General features: G+C 75.5%; 18 protein-coding genes and 1 pseudogene. 6 read left to right on the top strand and 13 right to left on the bottom strand.

Annotated elements, in window-relative coordinates:
* Nucleotides 1-26: 26 nt before the first annotated feature.
* The 4 genes from VM95_RS26090 to VM95_RS26075 form a co-directional block, all read right to left on the bottom strand.
* On the bottom strand, nucleotides 27-1,187 hold the full coding sequence (locus VM95_RS26090) for an Mrp/NBP35 family ATP-binding protein (protein ID WP_045700922.1): 1,161 nt from the start codon (nucleotides 1,185-1,187) through the stop codon (nucleotides 27-29).
* A gap of 56 nt (nucleotides 1,188-1,243) precedes the next feature.
* Complete coding sequence (locus tag VM95_RS26085) at nucleotides 1,244-1,792, bottom strand: DUF1003 domain-containing protein (protein ID WP_045700983.1); 549 nt, start codon at nucleotides 1,790-1,792, stop codon at nucleotides 1,244-1,246.
* 76 nt (nucleotides 1,793-1,868) lie between these two features.
* Complete coding sequence (locus tag VM95_RS26080; RefSeq protein WP_045700981.1) at nucleotides 1,869-3,179, bottom strand: magnesium transporter MgtE N-terminal domain-containing protein; 1,311 nt, start codon at nucleotides 3,177-3,179, stop codon at nucleotides 1,869-1,871.
* Nucleotides 3,180-3,300: 121 nt separating this feature from the next.
* Nucleotides 3,301-3,840 (bottom strand): hypothetical protein, encoded by a 540-nt coding sequence (locus VM95_RS26075; RefSeq protein ID WP_045700920.1) that lies wholly within the window; start codon nucleotides 3,838-3,840, stop codon nucleotides 3,301-3,303.
* Nucleotides 3,841-3,961: 121 nt separating this feature from the next.
* Between VM95_RS26075 and VM95_RS26070 the strand changes: the two genes are divergently transcribed.
* Nucleotides 3,962-4,897, top strand: coding sequence for a DMT family transporter (locus tag VM95_RS26070; RefSeq protein WP_045700918.1), 936 nt, complete (start codon nucleotides 3,962-3,964; stop codon nucleotides 4,895-4,897).
* Nucleotides 4,898-4,917: 20 nt separating this feature from the next.
* Here VM95_RS26070 and corA read toward each other — a convergent pair whose 3' ends face one another.
* Nucleotides 4,918-6,039, bottom strand: coding sequence for a magnesium/cobalt transporter CorA (gene corA, locus VM95_RS26065; RefSeq protein WP_045700916.1), 1,122 nt, complete (start codon nucleotides 6,037-6,039; stop codon nucleotides 4,918-4,920).
* 431 nt (nucleotides 6,040-6,470) lie between these two features.
* On the opposite strand from corA, the gene VM95_RS26060 reads away from it, so the two are divergent.
* On the top strand, nucleotides 6,471-7,118 hold the full coding sequence (locus tag VM95_RS26060) for a suppressor of fused domain protein (RefSeq protein WP_078860535.1): 648 nt from the start codon (nucleotides 6,471-6,473) through the stop codon (nucleotides 7,116-7,118).
* A gap of 99 nt (nucleotides 7,119-7,217) precedes the next feature.
* On the opposite strand, the gene VM95_RS26055 is transcribed toward VM95_RS26060, so the two are convergent.
* From VM95_RS26055 to VM95_RS26040, 5 genes are all read right to left on the bottom strand, one after another.
* A complete protein-coding gene (locus VM95_RS26055) occupies nucleotides 7,218-8,093 on the bottom strand; it encodes a PHP domain-containing protein (protein ID WP_045700914.1) in 876 nt (291 codons plus the stop codon).
* A 70-nt stretch (nucleotides 8,094-8,163) separates the two neighbouring features.
* Nucleotides 8,164-8,802, bottom strand: a complete 639-nt coding sequence (locus VM95_RS26050; RefSeq protein WP_078860533.1) for a DUF6758 family protein — start codon at nucleotides 8,800-8,802, stop codon at nucleotides 8,164-8,166.
* Between the two features lie 307 nt (nucleotides 8,803-9,109).
* Nucleotides 9,110-9,268 (bottom strand): hypothetical protein, encoded by a 159-nt coding sequence (locus VM95_RS42785; RefSeq protein WP_157882214.1) that lies wholly within the window; start codon nucleotides 9,266-9,268, stop codon nucleotides 9,110-9,112.
* 382 nt (nucleotides 9,269-9,650) lie between these two features.
* Nucleotides 9,651-10,532, bottom strand: a complete 882-nt coding sequence (locus VM95_RS26045; RefSeq protein ID WP_045700910.1) for an alpha/beta fold hydrolase — start codon at nucleotides 10,530-10,532, stop codon at nucleotides 9,651-9,653.
* A gap of 224 nt (nucleotides 10,533-10,756) precedes the next feature.
* Complete coding sequence (locus VM95_RS26040; RefSeq protein ID WP_045700907.1) at nucleotides 10,757-12,748, bottom strand: DEAD/DEAH box helicase; 1,992 nt, start codon at nucleotides 12,746-12,748, stop codon at nucleotides 10,757-10,759.
* 698 nt (nucleotides 12,749-13,446) lie between these two features.
* Between VM95_RS26040 and VM95_RS26035 the strand changes: the two genes are divergently transcribed.
* The gene (locus VM95_RS26035) at nucleotides 13,447-14,175 is read left to right on the top strand and encodes a ferritin-like fold-containing protein (protein WP_045700905.1); all 729 of its coding nucleotides are present in this window, start codon (nucleotides 13,447-13,449) and stop codon (nucleotides 14,173-14,175) included.
* Nucleotides 14,176-14,181: 6 nt separating this feature from the next.
* Here VM95_RS26035 and VM95_RS26030 read toward each other — a convergent pair whose 3' ends face one another.
* The 3 genes from VM95_RS26030 to VM95_RS26020 all read right to left on the bottom strand — a co-directional run bounded on the left by VM95_RS26030 (nucleotide 14,182) and on the right by VM95_RS26020 (nucleotide 15,659).
* The gene (locus VM95_RS26030; protein WP_045700903.1) at nucleotides 14,182-14,499 is read right to left on the bottom strand and encodes a hypothetical protein; all 318 of its coding nucleotides are present in this window, start codon (nucleotides 14,497-14,499) and stop codon (nucleotides 14,182-14,184) included.
* A gap of 138 nt (nucleotides 14,500-14,637) precedes the next feature.
* A complete protein-coding gene (locus tag VM95_RS26025) occupies nucleotides 14,638-14,865 on the bottom strand; it encodes a DUF3107 domain-containing protein (protein ID WP_045700901.1) in 228 nt (75 codons plus the stop codon).
* 134 nt (nucleotides 14,866-14,999) lie between these two features.
* Nucleotides 15,000-15,659 (bottom strand): TetR/AcrR family transcriptional regulator, encoded by a 660-nt coding sequence (locus tag VM95_RS26020; RefSeq protein WP_045700899.1) that lies wholly within the window; start codon nucleotides 15,657-15,659, stop codon nucleotides 15,000-15,002.
* 220 nt (nucleotides 15,660-15,879) lie between these two features.
* On the opposite strand from VM95_RS26020, the gene VM95_RS26015 reads away from it, so the two are divergent.
* The 3 genes and pseudogenes from VM95_RS26015 to VM95_RS42780 form a co-directional block, all read left to right on the top strand.
* Nucleotides 15,880-16,782, top strand: coding sequence for an alpha/beta fold hydrolase (locus VM95_RS26015; RefSeq protein WP_052706900.1), 903 nt, complete (start codon nucleotides 15,880-15,882; stop codon nucleotides 16,780-16,782).
* A gap of 304 nt (nucleotides 16,783-17,086) precedes the next feature.
* Nucleotides 17,087-18,694: a DUF3492 domain-containing protein gene (locus VM95_RS26010; RefSeq protein WP_052707581.1), complete on the top strand. Its 1,608-nt coding sequence runs from the start codon at nucleotides 17,087-17,089 to the stop codon at nucleotides 18,692-18,694.
* A pseudogene (locus VM95_RS42780) lies at nucleotides 18,694-19,086 on the top strand (hypothetical protein); the annotation flags it as partial. The gene VM95_RS26010 and the pseudogene VM95_RS42780, both read left to right, overlap by 1 nt.

Here is a 19,086-nt window from a genome sequence, read left to right as displayed (position 1 = left end):
CCGCCCGGCCCTCGGTCACACCCGGATCAGAACTTGTTCTTCGGCGTCAGCCCGAGGGACAGCCCCGACAGGCCGCGCTGGCGGCCGCCGAGCTTGCCGGCCACGGCGCGCAGGGCGGCGCCGGCCGGGGAGTCGGGCGCGGCGAGCACGACCGGGCGGCCGTCGTCGCCGCCCTCGCGCAGCCGCACGTCGATCGGGATCGAGCCGAGCACCGGGACGGTCGCGCCGACCGTGCGGGTCAGCGCGTCCGCGACGGTCTGGCCGCCGCCGGTGCCGAAGACGTCGATCATCTCGTCGCAGTGCGGGCACGGCATGCCCGACATGTTCTCGATCACGCCGACGATCTTCTGGTGGGTCTGCACGGCGATCGTGCCGGCCCGCTCGGCCACCTCGGCGGCGGCCATCTGCGGGGTGGTGACGATCAGGATCTCCGCGTTCGGGACGAGCTGCGCCACCGAGATCGCGATGTCACCGGTGCCGGGCGGCAGGTCCAGCAGCAGCACGTCCAGGTCGCCCCAGTACACGTCGGCGAGGAACTGCTGCAGCGCCCGGTGCAGCATCGGGCCGCGCCAGACGACCGGGGCGTTGCCCGGGGTGAACATGCCGATCGAGATGACCTTCACGCCGTTCGCCTGCGGCGGCATGATCATGTCCTGGACCTGGGTGGGCCGGCCGTCGACGCCCAGCATGCGCGGCACGCTGTGGCCGTAGATGTCGGCGTCCACCACGGCGACCTTCAGGCCGTCCGCGGCCATCGCCGCCGCCAGGTTGACCGTTACCGAGGACTTGCCGACGCCGCCCTTGCCGGAGGCCACCGCGTAGACGCGGGTCAGCGTGCCCGGCTTGGCGAACGGGATCTCCCGCTCGGGGGCGCCGCCGCGCAGCAGCTGCGACAGCTCCTTGCGCTGCTCGTCGCTCATCACGTCGAGTTCGACCTCGACGCCGGTCACGCCGGCGACCCTGCCGACCGCCTCGGTCACCCGGGTGACGATGGTCTCGCGCATCGGACAGCCGGAGACGGTCAGGTAGACCGCGACGCGCACCGCGCCGCCCTCGCCGATCTCGACCGATTTCACCATCCCGATCTCGGTGATCGGGCGGTTGATCTCCGGATCGTTGACGGTCGCGAGTGCCTCGCGCACGGACTCCTCCGTGACGCCGGCCGCGACCTCTGTCTCGTTGGCCATGCCTTGATGGTACGGCTCCGGGCGAACTCGTTAACCGGCCGGTAGCGTGCCGCCGGTCACAACGCCTCGGGGGCGCCCCGCCGTTCGTCCATTTCCCTGAGCAGCGACTGCAGCTCGGAGCGGACGAAGTCCCGGGTGGCGACCTCGCCGAGCCCCTGCCGCAGCGCCGCGACCTCGCGGGTCAGGTACTCGGTGTCGGCGATGCTGCGGTCGCTGCGCGCCCGGTCCTGCTCCATGTTGACCCGGTCCCGGTTGTCCTGCCGGTTCTGCGCCAGCAGGATCAGCGGAGCCGCGTAGGAGGCCTGCAGCGACAGCGCCAGGGTCAGGAAGATGAACGGGTACTCGTCGAAGCGCGCGGCGGCCGGCAGCAGGGTGTTCCACCCTATCCAGACCACGACGAACACCGTCATCCAGACGATGAACCGCCCGGTGCCCAGGAAGCGGGCGATCCGCTCGGACAGGACGCCGAAGGCCTCCGGGTCGTAGGTCGGCAGCGAGATCAGGCCCGGGCGCGCGGTGCGCGGCTGGTCGAGCCGGGCCCGGCTCGACCCGGTGATCGGGGCGGTCTCCGCCCGCCGCTCCCGGGCGCCCTCGCGGGTGCGCAGTTCGCGCAGCTGGCGCAGCGAGCGCAGTTCGCCCTGCAGCCGCCGGCGCGCGGATTCGTCCGGCCGTCCGTTGCGGTCACCGTCCACCGGTCACCCCTTCCGAGTCGTCGTGGCGGGTGTCGTGGTGCGCGTCGTCGTGGGCGTGCAGCGCGGCGTCGCGCCAGTCCTCCGGCAGCAGGTGGTCCAGGACGTCGTCGACGGTCACCGCGCCGAGCAGGTGGTCCGCCTCGTCGACCACCGGAGCGGCGACCAGGTTGTAGGTCGCCAGGTAGCTGGTGATCAGCGGCAGCGGGGTGTCCGGCGGCAGCGGGTCCAGGTCGTCGTCGACCAGCGAGCCGACCAGCACGTACGGCGGCTCGCGCAGCAGCCGCTGGAAGTGCACGGTGCCCAGGTAGCGGCCGGTCGGGGTCTCGCTCGGCGGCCGGCAGACGAACACCTGGGCGGCCAGCGCGGGCTTGTGGTCGCGCACCCGGACGCGGGCCAGCGCCTCGGCGACCGTCGCGTCCGGCTCCAGCACGATCGGCTCGGTGGTCATCAGACCGCCGGCGGTGTCCTCCTCGTACGAGAGCAGGCGGCGCACCGGCGCGGCCTCGTCCGGCTCCATCAGCTGGAGCAGCCGCTCCGCCTCGTCGCCGGGCAGTTCGGAGAGCAGGTCGGCGGCGTCGTCCGGGTCCATCGCCTCCAGGACGTCGGCGGCGCGCTCGTCCTTCAGCTTGCCGATGATCTCGACCTGGTCGTCCTCGGGCAGCTCCTCCAGGACGTCGGCCAGCCGCTCGTCGTCCAGCGCGGCGGCCACCTCGGCCCGGCGCTTGGCGGACAGGTGGTGCATCACCCCGGCCAGGTCGGCGGGGCGCAGCTGCTCGAAGGTGGCGAGCAGGTTGGCGGCGCCCTGGTCCTGCTCGGGCAGCGCGAAGCCGGTGACGTCCTGCCAGTCCAGGGTCAGCCGCTCGCCCTTGCCCTTGCGCAGCCGGCCGGCCCGGCCGACCTGCACGAAGACCTTGCTGATCTCCCACTCGCGCAGCCGGGTCTGCACCATGCCGACGTCCAGCACGGTGACGGCCTCACCCGTCTTGGACCAGGTGACGGTGCGGTCCAGCAGCTCGGCGAGTACCAGCGTCTCGGACGGGCGCTGCTCGAAGCGGCGCAGGTTGATCACACCGGTGGTCAGCACCTGGCCGGACTCCAGGCTGGTCACCCGGGTCATCGGCAGGAAGATCCGGCGCCGGCCGACCACCTCGACCACCAGGCCCAGCACGCGCGGCGGACGGCCGCCCAGCCGCAGCGAGACGACCACGTCCCGGACCCGGCCCACCTGGTCGCCGTTCGGGTCGAAGACCGCGAGGGCGGACAGATGGGAGATGAAGACCCGGGTGCCTGGCCCTGCCATGAACTCCCTCGACTCGCTCGACGCCGTGACGAAGGGTGCGCCGAGCACACCCGCGGCCAAGGCTACCCACCTGTCGGGTACCCGGCACGGTAGCCGCCTGCGGAGTCCCCGGCGTGAACCTTTATCGGCGCTTGAACAGCAGTTTGGGCAGGCCCGCCGGGATCGGGCGGCGGGTGGTGGCCGGCGTGGGCATCGGCGCGGCCGCGTGCGAGCCGTCCGGCATCGCGCCCGGGCGCTCGACCAGCGCCCCGACCGGCTCCAGCCGCAGCACCCGGCACTCGCGGGCCCAGCGCTCGGCGATCGCGTCGGTGTCCGGCGCGTTCAGCCGCTTGCCCTTCAGCTCCTCGACCGCGCCCAGCCAGGCCTCGGTGTTCGGCGCCAGCTCGGACACCCGGGCGCTCCAGCCGGTCAGCCGGCCGCCCTTGTCCTTGCTGCGCACGGTGACCTCGGCCCCGCCGCCCGCGGCCAGGCCGTGCAGCGGCTGCTCGCCGCCCCCACCGACCACCACGACCGCGCCGTCGTGCCAGGCGTGCCACAGGGCCCGGGAATGGGCCTCGCCGTCCGCGCGGACCCACAGCAGGCCGGACTTCTTCGCGGCCTCCTCCAGCAGGGCCTGGTCGAGGAAGGCGTCGGCGGTCGCGGCGGCGGGCGTACGGTCCATGGCCGACAGCGTACGGCCTCCGGTCTCGCGACCGGTCTCACTCGGCGAGAGACAGTTCCATCAGCGCGCCACGGGCCTTACGGTAAGACCGCCCCGACTCCGTGACCAGCGAAGGAGCGCCGTGCCCGCCGCCCGGCCCGCGACCGCCCCCGCGACCGACACCGCCACCGCCACCGCCGCGCGACCGGCGCACCCGCTGCCCGCCGTCGACCTGCTGCTGCTCGCCGTCTCCATCGCCGGGATCTCCCTCTCCGGCCCGCTGATCTCCGCCACCGCCGCGCCCGCACTGGCCATCGCCCTCTGGCGCAACGTCATGTCGGTCGGCGTCCTCGGCCCCTACGCGCTGCTGCGCCACCGCGCCGAGCTGCGCGGGATCGGCCGCCGGGCCCTGTTGCTGGCCGTCGCCGCCGGGGCGCTGCTGGCCGTGCACTTCGCGCTCTGGATGCCCAGCCTGCGGATGACCTCGGTCGCCTCGGCCACCGCGCTGGTCACCACCACCCCGCTGTGGACCATCCTGCTGATGCGGCTGTTCGGCGCCCGCGCGCCGCGGATGGTCTGGCTCGGCACGGCCGTCTCCTTCAGCGGGGTGCTGGTGCTGACCGGCGTCGACCTCTCGCTCTCCCCGCGCGCGCTGCTCGGCGACGCGCTCGCCCTCGCCGCCGGCCTGGCCGCGGCCGGGTACATGCTGCTGGGCGCCGAGGTCCGCAGGACCGTCAGCACCACCGCGTACACCCTGGTCTGCTACGCCACCACGTCGGTCGGCCTGCTGGCGATCTGCCTGGCCACCGGGACGCGGCTGTCCGGCTGGCCGGCCGGGGCGTGGTGGCAGATCGCGCTGCTGATGGTCACCGCCCAGCTGCTCGGCCACTCGCTCAGCAACCGGGTGGTGCGCAGCCTCGGCCCGTCGATCACCTCCACCGCGATCCTGCTGGAGACCCCGGGCGCGGCCGCGATCGCCGCGCTCTGGCTCGGCCAGTGGCCGCCGGTGGCCGCCGTCCCGGCGGTGCTGCTGATCCTGCTCGGCCTGGTCCTGGTCGTCCGCGGCGGGCGGCGCTGAGGCAGGCCGGCCGGCAGGCCCTACAGCCAGCCGTTGCGGCGGAAGCCCCGGTACATCCCGACGCAGATCACCGCGATCCCGCCGAGCACCGCGGGGTAGCCCCACGGCTGGTGCAGCTCCGGCATGTAGTCGAAGTTCATCCCGTACACGCCGGTGATCATGGTGGGCACCGCGAAGATCGCCGCCCAGGCGGTGATCTTGCGCATGTCCTCGTTCTGCGCCACCGAGACCTGCGCCAGGTTCGCCTGGAGCAGTGAGTTCAGCAGCTCGTCGAAGCCGTGCACCTGCTCGGTCACCCGGGCCAGGTGGTCCGCGACGTCCCGGAAGTACTTCTGGATGTCCGGGCCGACCAGGCCTTGCTGCGGCTCGGACAGCTGCTGCATCGGGCGCAGCAGCGGCACCACGGCGCGCTTGAACTCCAGCACCTCGCGCTTGAGTTGGTAGACCCGGCCGACGTCGGCGCTGCGCGCGCCCTTGGCCGAGAACACGCCGTACTCGATCTCGTCCACGTCGTTCTGCAGCCGCTCGGCGACCAGCAGGTAGTTGTCCACCACGTGGTCGGCGATCGCGTGCAGCACCGCGGACGGGCCCTTGGCGAGCAGCCCGGCCTCGTCCGCGTCCGCCTCCAGCCGGTGCCGCAGCTCCTGCAGCGAGCCGTGCCCGCCGTGCCGGACGGTGATCACGAAGTCCCGCCCGGCGAAGACCATCAGCTCGCCGGTCTCCACCACCTCGCTGGTGGGCGTGAGCTGGTCGTGCTCGACGTAGCGGATGGTCTTGAAGACGGCGAACAGGACGTCGTCGTAGCGCTCCACCTTGGGCCGCTGGTGCGCGTGCACCGCGTCCTCCACCGCGAGTGGGTGCAGGCCGAACCGCTGGGCGATGCCCTCGAACTCCTCCCCGGTCGGCTCGTGCAGCCCGATCCAGCTGAACGAGCCCGTGCCGTCCGGGAGTTGGTGCTCGGCGCGGACCCGGCGGGCGGCCTCGCGCGGGCTGCAGGCCTCGCCGCTGCGCCGGCCGTGCTGGTAGACCGCGCAGTCGACGACCGCCGTGCCGGCGCCCTCGGGGAGGGTGTCGTAGGAGCCGTCGACGGCGCGGCGGCGGTGGGGGCGGACGGCGGCGCGCAGGCTGTTGATCATCGACAAGGCAGGCTCCCTGGGGCAGGGGCCGTCGCACGGCGGCGCGAAGAAGGGCGGGACCGTGGTGCGACGGCGAGGAACACCGGTGACGGGGGGACGAAGGTGCTCTCCCGGCCGGTCCGTTCGCCGCCGCGGCCCTGGGCTACCGAGACCGTTGCGGTCGGTTCAGCCCGTGGGGCGAGGGGTTCGGGGAAGGCGCGGCCGGGCAGAGCTGCCGGTACTGCATGGTCGGCCGGTATCCACCGCAACCACCTCCTTCGCGCCGCCGCCCCGGGGCGAGGCATCGCATCCCGGTGGCCAGTCGCTCACCCTAACACCCGACCGGCCACCACCGCTCCGGGGTTTCCCGGCCTTGCCCGAGCCTTGACGCAAGCTTGGCGCGGACGGCCACCGGCCCGCCCTCGGCCCCGATCCGGGCGGGGGTTACGCTCACCGGCATGGCGCACGAATTCCCGCTCTTCGGCGATTCCCACGGCCCCCACGGCGACTCCCCGGAACTCTCCCGGGAGGCGGTGCTGGCCGCCGTCGAGGCCCGGCTGATCGCCACCTTCGGCGAACCGAGCGGCCGCGCCGCCGTCACCTTCCTCGGCGCCGACCGGATCGAGGTGCTGCGCTTCGGCCCGGACGCCGACGGCCTGGTCCGCTACACGACCCTCGGGATGTCCGCCGCGCCGATGGCCGACCCGACCTCCCCGGTGGTCGACCAGGTGCGCGGTCCGCGCGTCGAGTTGGTGCTGACGGTGCGCGGCGGACGCGACGGCGTGCTGCGCAGCCTGGCCACCTTCGCCGCGACCCCGCAGGTCGAGGGCCTGGTGCTGGCCCCCGGCGGCTCGCTGGACCTCGGCGCCCCGCTCTGGGAGGGCGCGCCGTTCACCTCGGTGCTGGCCGCCGAGCCGGGCGGACTGGTCGAGGACCTGGAACTGGCCGAGCCGGCCGAGCCGGTGCGCTTCCTGCCGCTGCTGCCGATGACCCCCAACGAGGCCGGCTGGAAGCGGGTGCACGGCGCGGCCGCGCTCCAGGAGCGCTGGCTGGACCGGGGCACCGACCTGCGCGACCCGGACCGCCGGGGCGTCACGCTCGACTGACGGGCGGTCGGGGCGCGGCCGGCTCCCGGACCGGGCGCGCGGGCCGACCGCACGCCCGTACCGCGCCCCCGCGCGCCGGTGTGCGGCGTCCCGGCGTGGTCAGCGCCCGACCGTCACGGCGTCGATGACCGGCGCGCCGGTCGCCTGCGCCAGCAGCGCCTGGTACACCTCCGGGTCGGTGGTGTGCTCGCCGAGCCGGACGGTCTTGCGGTGGCCGTGGTAGTCGCTGGAGCCGGTGGCCAGCAGCCCGAGGTCGGCGGCCAGGCCGCGCAGCCGCAGCCGGGTCTGCTCGTCGTGGTCCGTGTGGTCGACCTCCAGGCCGGCCAGCCCGGCCGCCGCGAGGTCGGCGATCACCCGGTCCGACACCGTCCGGCCGCGCTTGACCGCGCCGGGGTGGGCGAAGACCGGCACGCCGCCGGCCGCCCGGACCAGCCGGACCGCCTCGACCGGGTCGGTCTCGTGCTTGCGGACGTCCGCCCGGCCGCCATTGGCCAGCCACCGCGGGGTGAAAGCGTCCGAGACGGTGGCCACCACGCCGGCCTCCACCAGCGCGCTCGCGATGTGCGGCCGCCCGACCGAGCCGTCGCCGGCGATCCGCCGCACCTGCTCCCAGCTGATGTCCGCGCCGAGTTCGCGGCAGCGCTCGACGATCGCCCGCCCGCGCCGGAACCGGTCGGTGCGCACCAGCTCCCGCTCGGCCGCGAAGGCCGGCTCCGCCGGGTCGAACAGGTACGCCAGCAGGTGCATGCTGACGCCGTCCACCACGCAGGACAGTTCGGCGCCCGGGACGACCGTCAGCCGGGTGCCGTCCGGCAGCGCGCGCACCGCCTCGGCGGCCCCGGCGTGCCCGGCCACGGTGTCGTGGTCGGTCAGCGCGACGACGTCGAGGCCCGCGGCGACCGCGGCCGCGACCAGCTCGGCCGGGGTGTCGGTGCCGTCGGAGGCGTTGCTGTGGGCGTGCAGGTCGATGCGCACGGGGCGGGCTCCTGGGAGGCTCGGGGGTGCCGCGGTGCCGCCCAGGATAGGCCGTCAGGCCTGGTGGAGGTCAGCCCAGCAGCCGGGGGGAGAGCGCCCCGCAGGGCAGCAGACCCAGCTCGGCGCCGGCCTCGCGCAGGTCGGTGAGCACCAGTTCGTCGTACATCACCAGGGCGGACTGCTCGGGCCAGGCGATCGCCCACAGCCACAGCCCGCGGGCCTCGCCGACGAACACCGCGCGGTCGGCCGGGGCGTCCGCGACGTGGAACATCGGGGTGGGCCGCCCGGCGGCCATCAGCTTGGCGTCGGCCGGCTTGTACAGGCCGACCGAGTCGCCCGGGTCCGGCCCCGGAAGCCCGGCGTAGCGGGCGCCGAGCCCGACGCCCAACTCCTCCGCGACCAGCACCAGTTCGCCGAAGCCGCCCAGCGGCGCCGGCCCGGAGCAGGCCACGGCGGTCGCCCGGGCGCCGGAGACGTCGTCCCCGGCGTGCGCGATGCCGGTGTAGAGCCAGCCGACCGGGAGCGGCCAGGGCAGCCAGACGGGGACCTGTGAGCGGGCCACGGCGACGCCGAGGGCCTCCACGCTCGGGGGCAGCACGGGCTGCATCGGGTGCACGGCTCCGTGCCGGTCGCACTGCCAGGTGTCTGAGAACAGACCGGGGGCGCGGACCCGACCGGCGCACCTCGGGCAGCTGGGCTCGCCCCTCATAGCCGACAACGCTCCTCCCTCCGGACCGCCGCGTCAAGGACGGTCACCCGTACGGAGGGCTCGGCGGCACCTGTCGGTGGCGGACGCCCGGCCGGCGCGGGTTGGGCGTGGCGCGGGCGGTTCCCGTTGGTGGATGTCCCGTCGCGGACGGCGGCAAACGTTCCGGGTTCCGGGGCCGGACGCACTGACGCCCCGTCATCGGCGATCGCGGTGACGGGGCGTCAGTCGGGTATCGGAACGTCCGGATCGGACGATCCCGGCTCGTCGGCGGCGGGTGCGACCTCGCGGTCGGGGGCGCCGCGCCGGTTCAGACGGTCGGGCACGGGCGGATGAGCAGGCGCTCGCCGGTGCGGGCGGCGGCCTGGACGAGCTCGCGGACGGTGTCGGCGTCGGCGATCACGCGGTCGGTGGCGGAGCCGTCTGTGTCGTCCAGGCGGACGATCTCGAAGCGCATGGCCTTGGTCATGGGCGTCTCCTTCTCTGCCCCGGTCGGGCGGGGCGTCGGCGGCTGAGTCGTGGTCAGCCCTCTCGGGATGCTGCGGGTCCGGCGGAACGGCCGGGCCGGGCGGGTCGTGCGTGCGGCGGTCTGCTGCGGCAAGGGCTCCCCCTGGGCTTGCCTGGTGCGTCTACTGCCTCGTGAACCACGGTGGCGTGGCGGTGCTACCGGGCCGTTGCCCCTCCGTGAAGTCCAGGTTTCGGCTGATCGGCGCCCTCGTGGGGGCCGGCGATGATTCCCGGACAGAATCAAAGATTACCGTAACTAACGACTTTTGTCGCGTGCCGATAACGGTCGAACCGGAAAAGTGGTTCAGACCACTACGGACGGGGCGGCACGCGGCCCGGTCGGGTCAGCCCCAGAACGAGGCCAGCGCCGCGGCCGTCTCGGCCGGGAACTCGGCGGCGGGGGAGTGGCCGGCGTCCTCGACCACCACCCGCCGGGCACCCAGCCGCTCGGCCATCAGGCTCTGCTCCGGCACCGGCCACGCGTAGTCCCGCACCCCGGACAGCACCAGCACCGGCAGCACCCCGGCGGTGGCCGCGGCCAGCTCGTCCACCCGGTCCGGCGCGGCCACCAGGTGGGCGCCGGTGACGCCCAGCGCGGTCGGCACGTTGGCCAGCCAGCGGCGGTGCAGGAACTCCGCGACGGCCGGCTCCGGCACCCGCGCCGGCTGCCCGCTCCGCGCCTCCAGCTGCCGCATCACCTGCCAGATCTCCTCCAGGCCCATCACCGGGAGCGCGTCCAGCAGCAGCTTGGTGCGGGCCGCCTCGGCCGGGTCGATCGGGCCCGGCCCGGTCGACACCAGGCTCAGCGAGCGCCACGGCAGCGGGCCCCGCGCGGCCGCCGCGAGCACCGCCTCGCGGACGACCTGCCCGCCGAAGGAGTGCCCCAGCAGGTGCACCGGGCCGCCGCTCTCCGCCGCCACCGCCGCCGTCAGCGCCCGGACGTCCGCGCCCAGCTCCGCGACGCCGTACGCGGCCGGATCGTCCGGCCCGCCGGTCTCGAACTGCCCGCGCTGGTCGACGCAGGTCACCCGGTACCCGGCCGCCGCCAACGGCTCCAGCAGCCCGATGAAGTCCTCCTTGCTGCCGGTGAACCCCGGCACCAGCAGCGCCGACCCGCGCACCGGTCCGTCCGGCTCCGCCCGCAGCGCCGCGAAGGCCCCGCGCGCGGTGGCGACCCGCTCGGCCCGCGCGCACCCGGGCAGCGTCAGGAACGGCGGCGTACTCACAGGTGCCCCCCGACGACGACCCCGCACCACGCGCTCACGAGCTGCCTCCCGCTCTCCTCGGCCCACCCGGCCACCAACCCCCGAGCCTATTGCCCCGCGCCCGCGGCGCGCGCCGGCCCGGCCCGCTGGGGGCCGGTTGCCGCCCGGGCCGGTGGTGCCGGAACGCCCGAGGGGGCGGGCCGGGCCGCTGGGGCCCGACCCGCCCCCTCGGGGACGGTGCTGCGTCAGCTCTCCGGGGTGGTCTCCGGGGTGGCCGCCGCCTTGCGGGTGCGGGTGCGCTTGCGCGGGGCCGGGACCTCGGCGGCGGGGGCCTCGGTGGCCGGAGCCTCCGGGGCGGCCTCGGCCGTGGCCTTCGGCTTGCGGGTGCGCGTGCGGGTGGCCGGCTTCGCCTCGGCCGGGGCCTCCACCGCGGCGGCGGCCTCGACGGCCTCCACCACGGTCTCCGCCTTCGGCTTGCGGGTCCGCGTGCGGGTGGCCGGCTTCGCCTCGGCCGGGGCCTCCACCGCGGCGGCGGCCTCGACGGCCTCCACCACGGTCTCCGCCTTGGGCTTGCGGGTGCGGGTCCGGGTGGCCGGCTTCGCCTCGGCCGGGGCCTCGACCACGGCGGCGGCCTCGACGGCCTCCACCACGGTCTCCGCCTTCGGCTTGCGGGTCCGCGTACGGGTCCGGGCGGCGGGCTTCTCCTCGACCGGAGCGTCCACGGCGGCCGGAGCCTCGACGACGGCGGCCTCGACGACGGCGGTCTCGACCACCGCGGCCTCGCCCGCGGCGCCACCGCGCGAACGGCGGCGACGGCGGCGCGGCGCGGCCTCGCCCTCGGCGCCCTCGACGGCCGGAGCGGCCGTCACCGTCGCGGCGGCCGTCTCGACGGCCTCGCCGTCGACCGCCGTGCCGCGGCGGGTGCGGCGGCGCTCGCGGGTGCGGCGCGGCTTCTCCTCGGCCGGCGTCTCGGCGGCGGCGCCGGGACGGCCCGAGCCGCCCTGCCCGCCGCGGCCGCCGCGGCCGGAGCGCGCGCCCCGCCCGCCGGTCTCGCCGAGGTCCTCGATCTCCTCGGCGCCGAGCCCGGCCCGGGTGCGCTCGGAGCGCGGCAGGACGCCCTTGGTGCCCGGCGCGATCTTCAGCAGCTCGTAGAGGTGCGGCGAGGTGGAGTAGGTCTCCTCCGGCTCGTTGAACGGCAGGTCCAGCGCCTTGTTGATCAGCTGCCAGCGCGGGATGTCGTCCCAGTCGACCAGGGTGACGGCCGTACCGGAGGCGCCGGCGCGGCCGGTGCGGCCGATCCGGTGCAGGTAGGTCTTCTCGTCCTCGGGGCACTGGTAGTTGATGACGTGCGTGACGCCCTCGACGTCGATGCCGCGGGCCGCGACGTCGGTGCAGACCAGCACGTCGACCTTGCCGTTGCGGAAGGCCCGCAGGGCCTGCTCGCGGGCGCCCTGGCCGAGGTCGCCGTGGACGGCGCCGGCCGCGAAGCCGCGCTGGGTCAGCTGGTCGGAGACGTCGGCGGCGGTGCGCTTGGTGCGGCAGAAGATCATCGCCAGCCCGCGGCCCTCGGCCTGCAGGATGCGCGAGACCATCTCGACCTTGTCCAGCGAGTGCGCGCGGAAGATGTGCTGCTCGATGTTGGCGACGGTCGCGCCGGTGTCGTCCGGGGCGGCGGCCCGGATGTGCGTCGGCTGGCTCATGTACCGGCGGGCGAGGCTGATGACCTGGCCCGGCATGGTGGCCGAGAACAGCAGCGTCTGCCGCTTGGCGGGCAGCATGGTGATGATCTTCTCGACGTCGGGCAGGAAGCCCAGGTCGAGCATCTCGTCCGCCTCGTCCAGGACGAGCGCGCGGACCTTGGACAGGTTCAGCTTCTTCTGCCCGGCGAGGTCCAGCAGACGGCCCGGGGTGCCGACCACGATGTCGACGCCCTTGGTCAGCGCCTCGACCTGCGGCTCGTACGCCCGGCCGCCGTAGACGGCCAGGACCCGCACGTTGCGGACCTTGCCGGCGGTCTGCAGGTCGTTGGTGACCTGGGTGCACAGCTCGCGCGTCGGGACGACGATGAGCGCCTGCGGGAAGTCGGAGAGCTGCTCCTCGGTGGCGCGGCCGGCGTCCACGTCGGCGCGCACGACGGCCCGCTCGATCAGCGGGAGGCCGAAGCCGAGGGTCTTGCCGGTGCCGGTCTTGGCCTGGCCGATGACGTCGTGGCCGGTCAGCGCGACCGGGAGGGTCATCTCCTGGATGGGGAAGGGATGGACGATGCCGACGGACTCCAGGGCCTCGGCGGTCTCCGGGAGGATCCCGAGGTCCCGGAACGTCGTCTTGATGGGTTCAGCGGTGGTGGACAGGGTGCTGCCTCTTCCGTTTTCGGAGGGGCCGAGAGCGAGCGGCGGGCGGGCAGCCGCGCGGCTGCGTACGGGCCTGTGCGGCCCCGATAACAGCTGCGCGGACGCACAACCGCGCCGGTCCCTGCGGCCGGCCGGTGCGCGCGGCCCTGTTGCGGGGCGCGTCGCCGGCGGCGTCGGGGAGGATTCCCGTGAGGGACCTGCGCGGGACCTCCGCCAGGGGGCGTGGTCTCGGCGGCCCTCGCTCGGCCACTGATGCGGTGCCAAGGCTTGAAGTCCAAGCCATGGTCGGAGCCGATCGGCTCTCCGACCGGGCATCCGCGTACGTGAGTACCCGTGCCTCCGGTGCGGACACGTCCGAGGGGACGGTGCCGGTACGGGGCGGCTCACGCGGGGCACCGGGAAGGCGGTGACACCGTGCGAGCACGACGGGGCTCCGTACCACCATACAGTCAGGCGACGACTCGAACACGTGATGCGTCTGACATCGCCCCCGGTGACCGGCCCGCGACCGGGCGATCCGGCCGGTCACCCGGGTGCGCCCGGGTGGTGGGGCGGGCGGCCGGGCGGGACTAAGGTGGCGGGTCATGGAGACCTCTGGTGAGACGCAGGACGGCGCGGCCGGCTCGATCGGCGACTGGGCGGAGCGCTCGGCGGACCCCGGCTACCGGGCGGCGGTGCTGGACCTGCTCGGCGCGCTCGCGTACGGCGAGCTGAGCGCCTTCGAGCGGCTCGCCGAGGACGCCAAGCTGGCGCCCGACCTCGCCGACAAGGCCGCGCTGGCCCGGATGGCCTCCGCCGAGTTCCAGCACTACCAGCGGCTGCACGACCGGCTCGCCGAGATCGGCGCCGACCCGCAGGAGGCGATGCGGCCGTTCGTCGAGCCGCTGGAGCTGTTCCACCGGATGACGGCCCCCTCGGACTGGCTGGAGGGCCTGGTCAAGGCCTACGTCGGCGACGCCATCGCGACGGACTTCTACCGCGAGGTGGCCGTCCGGCTCGACGACGACACCCGGGACCTCGTGCTCGGCGTCATGTCCGACACCGGCCACGCCCAGTTCGCCGTCGACAAGGTCCGCCAGGCCATCGAGGCCGACCCGCGGGCCGGCGGCCGCCTCGCCCTGTGGGGCCGGCGCCTGATGGGCGAGGCGCTCAGCCAGGCCCAGCGCGTGGTCGCCGAGCGCGACGCGCTGTCCAACCTGCTGGTCGGCGGCGTCCAGGTGCAGGGCTTCGACCTGGTCGAGGTCGGCAAGATGTTCAACCGGATCACCGAGGCGCACACCAAGCGGATGGCCGCCCTCGGCCTCGCCTCCTGACGGGCGTCACGCCGGCCGGTGCCGCCGGTGGGCGCCCGCCCGGTGCGGGTGGTGCCGGTGCGCCGGGGCCCGCCCGGCCGCGAGGTCCGGCCGGGCCAGCAGCGAGGTGAGTACCCCCGAGGCCAGCGCCGAGGCCGCGACCGCCACCGCCGGGTAGCGCCCGTCCGCACAGAAGTGCGCGACCGCCCCGCCGAGCAGCGCCCCCGCCAGGGCCGTGCCGAGCGTCAGCGCCCGGGCCGCCCGGAAGTACGAGGGCAGGGCCAGCAGCGCGGCGCCGCCCGTGACCAGGCCGACGAGGACGAAGGCGATCGACTCGACCAGCAAGGCTGCCTCCCCGGGGAACGGGTGTGCGGCAACGCTGCCGCTCCTCTCGCCGTACCCCGACCCACCCGGTCGTACACGCGCCGGTGCCCCGCTCCCTCACGGGAACGGGGCACCGGGCCGAGCTGCTCGGGCGGCGTCTCAGAGAGCGCCGAAGCCGACCTTGCGGACGGCCTGCTCGCCGATCTCCACGTACGCCAGGCGCTCGGCCGGAACGAGGATCCGGCGGCCGTGCTCGTCGGTCAGCGAGAAGAGCTTCGAGGAGCCCTCCAGCGCCTTCGCGACCGCGCTCTCGACCTCATCGGCAGTCTGCGAGCTCTCGATCACGATCTCGCGCGGCGCGTTCTGCACGCCGATCTTGACCTCCACGGCTTCCGTCCCTCCGGGGTTGCAGCCTCCACGCGCGGACACCGGACCGCCTGGGACAAGCGTCCACGGCGACCGCGCCGTACGGCTTCACCATAGAGCACGGGATCACCGCCCAGGCGAACCCCAGCGGATCGTCAGTCCTGGGCAGAGCCCTCGGAGCCCGGCTCGCCGGCGTGCATCGGGAAGCCCTTCAGGCCGCGCCAGGACAGGCTGGCCACCAGCCGGACCGCCTCGTCCCGCGGGATCTCCAGGCCCTGCGACAGCCAGTACCGGGCGGTGATCTGGGCCAGCCCGCACACCCCGGCGGCGAGCAGCTTCGACTCCGCCTCCGGCAGGTCGGTGTCCTCCTGGATCACCTTGCTGACCAGCGTCGCGCTCGCCTCGGAGGCCCGCTCGACCCGCTCGCGCACGGCCGGCTCGTTGGTCAGGTCCGACTCGAAGACCAGGCGGAACGCGCCGGACTCGCTGGAGACGTAGTTGAAGTACGCCTCCATGGTGTTGGCCACGCGCTGCTTGTTGTCGCTGGTCGTCGACAGCGCCTCGCGGGTCGACTCGACCAGGGCGTCGCAGTGCTTGTCCAGCAGCGCCAGGTACAGCTCCAGCTTCCCGGGGAAGTGCTGGTACAGCACCGGCTTGCTCACCCCGGCACGGTCGGCGATGTCGTCCATGGCGGCCGCGTGGTAACCCTGCGCGACGAACACCTCCTGGGCGGCACCGAGCAGTTGTTCACGGCGGGCGCTTCGCGGCAGGCGGGCACCGCGCGGGCGCTCCTGCGCCTCCTGGATGGCCGTCACGGCGCTCCTCACTTCGGGGTTCTTCGGGGCCGACAAGATGGCTGATTCTACTTTTCGGTAACCGCGTTCGTGTTCGGCGAAGGCGAGAAAAGCCGAGCGCCCCGCTTGTCAGGTGCCCACAATACGGCGCTGACCTCGGCGTCGGCAGTGCCCGGGACGAGGGATCGGACCGCCGCCCGCCCCGGGCGCCCCCGGCCCGCGCTCACTACCATCGTCCATCATGAGCAGCACGGAGCAGCAGGTCCGAACCGTCGAGGTCCCCGGGGCGGTGCTCGCGGTGCACCGCGGCCTCGCCGACCAGGGCGCGGACGGGCGCGAGCCCGCCCTCTTCGTGCACGGCCTCGGCGGCTCGGCCGCCAACTGGACGGCGCTCATGGACCGCCTGGCCGGCCTGCTCGACGGCGAGGCCGTGGACCTGCCCGGCTTCGGCCGCTCCGCCCCGCCCAGCGACGGCAACCTCAGCCTCTCCGGCCACGTCCGCGCCGTCATCGGCTACCTGGAGGCCGCCGGGCGCGGGCCCGTCCACCTGTTCGGCAACTCGCTCGGCGGCGCCGTCGCCGTCCGGCTCGCCGCGCTGCGCCCGGACCTCGTCCGCAGCCTCACCCTGGTCTCGCCGGCCCTGCCCGAGCTGCCGCCGCAGCGCACCGCCTGGCCCACCGCCGTGCTCGCCGTCCCGGGGGTGCCCGCCCTGCTGCGCCGGCTGCAGGCGGGCCGGCTCGACGCCGAGGCGGCGACCGAGGAGCTGCTGCGGCTGGTCTACGGCGACCCGGGCCGGCTGAGCCCGGCCGCCCGGGCCGAGGCGGTCGACCAGTACCGGCTCCGGCTGGAGGCGCCGCACGCGATGCGGGCCCTGGTCGGCTCGGCGCGCGGCATCGTCTCCGCGTACACCGAGCGCGGCGAGCAGGCGCTGTGGCGGCAGGCCGAGCAGGTGGCGGCGCCGGTGCTGCTGGTGTACGGGCTGCGCGACAAGCTGGTCGGCTACCGCTCGGCCCGGCGGGCCTGCGCGGCCTTCGCGGACGCCCGGCTGCTGGTGCTGCCGGATTCGGGGCACGTGGCGATGATGGAGCACCCGGACGAGGTCGCCCGCGCGGTGCGGGAGCTGATCGCGCACACCGCGCGCTGACCCCGCCCGCCCCGCCGCCCGCCCCGCCGCCCGCCCCGCCGACCGTGCGGGCCCGGATACCGCCCGGTAACGGCCCGGTTCGGCGCGAAGTCACGCCGGTTCACTCGTTCAGGTGGCAACCAGGCAGGTGACCGATCGCGGGCCGTGGGCCGGTCCTACCTTTCTGCTGCCGGACCGAACAGGTGTGGGGGAGGGCCGCCGACGCCGGAGCAGTCGGCCGGCGGCCGGGTCCCGGTGCACGGCCCCGCGACTCCCGTGACCCCGCCCAGGGGCGAATTCAACGGTGGCAAACAGGAGGTCTCCCGTGCGCGTTGCCCTGCTCACCGAGGGTGCCCGTCCGCATGCCCGGCGTGGCGCCGGCGGCTGGTGCGACCGGCTGGCCGAGGGCCTGCCGGAGCACGAGTTCGAGCTGTACCTGCTCACCGGCCCCGGGGGCCTGCCCGCCCTCGAACACCTCTCGCCGGTCTGGCGGGGGGCGCACGACCTGGCGCTGTGGGGGCGCCCCCCGCGCGGCCGCCGCCCGGGCGCCCTGCGCAGACGCCAGTACGCCGGGGCGTACGAGGACCTGGTGCGCGCCCTGGTGCTGCCCCGCGAGCGGGCCGGGTTCGGCGCCGGGCTGTACCGGCTGGCCGAGCTCGCCCGGGAGGACGGCAGGCTGTCCGCCTTCCTCGCCTCCGCGCACGCCCGGCGGGTCCTGGAGCGGGTCTGGCGGCTGCCCGGCGCGGACACCTCGGCCGGGAGCCCGCTGGTGTGCGACGTGCTGGTCGCCGGGGACCTGCTGGAGCAGTGCCTGCGGCCGCTGTCCGCCCCCTGGTACGGCACCGGGCCCGGCGGCCTCGGCGGCGTGGACCTGTGCCACGTGGTCGGCGGCGGGCCGGCCGTGCTGCCCGCCCTGGTCGCCCGGCACCTGCACGGGGTGCCGTTCGTGGTCACCGAGCACGGCCTGCACCTGCGCGAGCAGTACCTGGGCTACCGCGAGGCGCCCTACCGCTGGCCGGTCCGCGCGCTGCTGCTGGCCTTCTTCCGGGCGCTCGCCGAGGAGACCTACCGGCAGGCCGCGGTGCTCACCCCCGGCAGCGCCCACGACCAGCAGTGGCAGCTGCGCTGCGGCGCCGACCCGGCCCGCACCCGGGTGGTGTACGAGGGCACCCCGGCCGTCGACCGCCCGGCCGCCGGGCCCGAGCCGGCGCACCCGACCCTGGTCTGGGCCGGCGCCCTGGAGCCCGGGCGGGACCCGGAGCTGGCGCTGCACGCCTTCGCCCGGGTGCGCGCCGAACTGCCCGACACCCGCCTGAGGCTGTACGGCGAGGAGGCGGCGCCCGGCTACCTGGCGCACTGCCGGGCCGTCGCCGAGCGCCTGGGGGTGGCGGACGCGGTGGACTTCGCCGGGCGGCCCGGCCCGCTCGCCGAGGCCTGGGAGGGCGGCACGGTGACGGTGTTCTCCGCGCTCTCCCAGCGCGGCCCCCGCCTGCTCGCGGACGCCATGCTCAGCGGCCGGGCCGTGGTGTCCACCGACGTCGGGGTGGCCCGCGAGGTCGTCGGCCCGACCGGACTGCTGGTGCCCGCCCGCGACCCGGGCGCGCTGGCCGGCGCCTGCCTGGCGCTGCTGCGCGACGAGGAACGGCGGGCCCGGCTCGGGCTGGCCGGGCGGCTGAGGGCGCAGGAACGCTTCGCCGTCGAGCCGGTGGTCGGCGCCTTCCGGGAGATCTACCTGGAGCTGGTCTCGCAGTACCCGGCCTTCCCCGGTGGCGGGGGCGGCGGGGGAGGCCGGGCGCCGCGGCCGTTCGCCCGGCCCGCCGAGTACTGGCTCGCGGACGGGCCGCGCGCGGGCCGGGGCGGCGAGGACGACCCCGAGGAGGGCGGCGACCGGGCCGCCCGGGAGCACGCGGGCGAACTCGCGGAGGCCCGCTGATGTCCGGCGGCGCGGCGGCCGGGGCGGGCGCCGCCACCGGGGCCACGACCGGGGCCACGACCGGGGCCGGCCCCGGCACCGGCTCCGACCCGGCGGTCAGCGCGGACCCGGTGCGCGAGCTGATGGCCGAGCACCGGGAGCTGTGCGAGCACGCCGTCGACCCGCTGGAGATCGCCGCCGGGCTGGAGGAGGCCGGGCTCGGCCCGGACGCCGCCGCCCGCTGCCGGCACGCCGACCTGTTCTCGCTCGCCGAGGAGCTGTACGCCCGGGTGCCCCGCCGCCCGCCCGCGCCCCGCCCGGCGCCGCCGCGCGAGTGCGGCGCCGCCACCCGCGCGACGCTGCTGGCCGCCGCCCTGGCCGCGCTGCCCGGCACGGCCGCGGCCGCGCTCGGC

This window comes from Streptomyces rubellomurinus (genome assembly GCF_000961885.1).
In the GTDB taxonomy this organism is placed as follows: Bacteria; Actinomycetota; Actinomycetes; order Streptomycetales; family Streptomycetaceae; genus Kitasatospora; species Kitasatospora rubellomurina.
Note: the sequence above shows the minus strand (reverse complement) of the source record. Positions and strands in the feature narration are given on the sequence as shown.

Coding starts and splice junctions, on each gene's coding strand:
- VM95_RS26040 (WP_045700907.1), bottom strand. CDS start 12,748: ATGACCCTCCCGGTCGCGCTGACCGGCCACGACGTCATCGGCCAGGCC.
- VM95_RS26080 (WP_045700981.1), bottom strand. CDS start 3,179: ATGGCAGGGCCAGGCACCCGGGTCTTCATCTCCCATCTGTCCGCCCTC.
- VM95_RS26075 (WP_045700920.1), bottom strand. CDS start 3,840: ATGGACCGTACGCCCGCCGCCGCGACCGCCGACGCCTTCCTCGACCAG.
- VM95_RS26050 (WP_078860533.1), bottom strand. CDS start 8,802: ATGAGGGGCGAGCCCAGCTGCCCGAGGTGCGCCGGTCGGGTCCGCGCC.
- VM95_RS26015 (WP_052706900.1), top strand. CDS start 15,880: ATGAGCAGCACGGAGCAGCAGGTCCGAACCGTCGAGGTCCCCGGGGCG.
- VM95_RS26090 (WP_045700922.1), bottom strand. CDS start 1,187: ATGGCCAACGAGACAGAGGTCGCGGCCGGCGTCACGGAGGAGTCCGTG.
- VM95_RS42785 (WP_157882214.1), bottom strand. CDS start 9,268: ATGACCAAGGCCATGCGCTTCGAGATCGTCCGCCTGGACGACACAGAC.
- VM95_RS26060 (WP_078860535.1), top strand. CDS start 6,471: ATGGCGCACGAATTCCCGCTCTTCGGCGATTCCCACGGCCCCCACGGC.
- VM95_RS26035 (WP_045700905.1), top strand. CDS start 13,447: ATGGAGACCTCTGGTGAGACGCAGGACGGCGCGGCCGGCTCGATCGGC.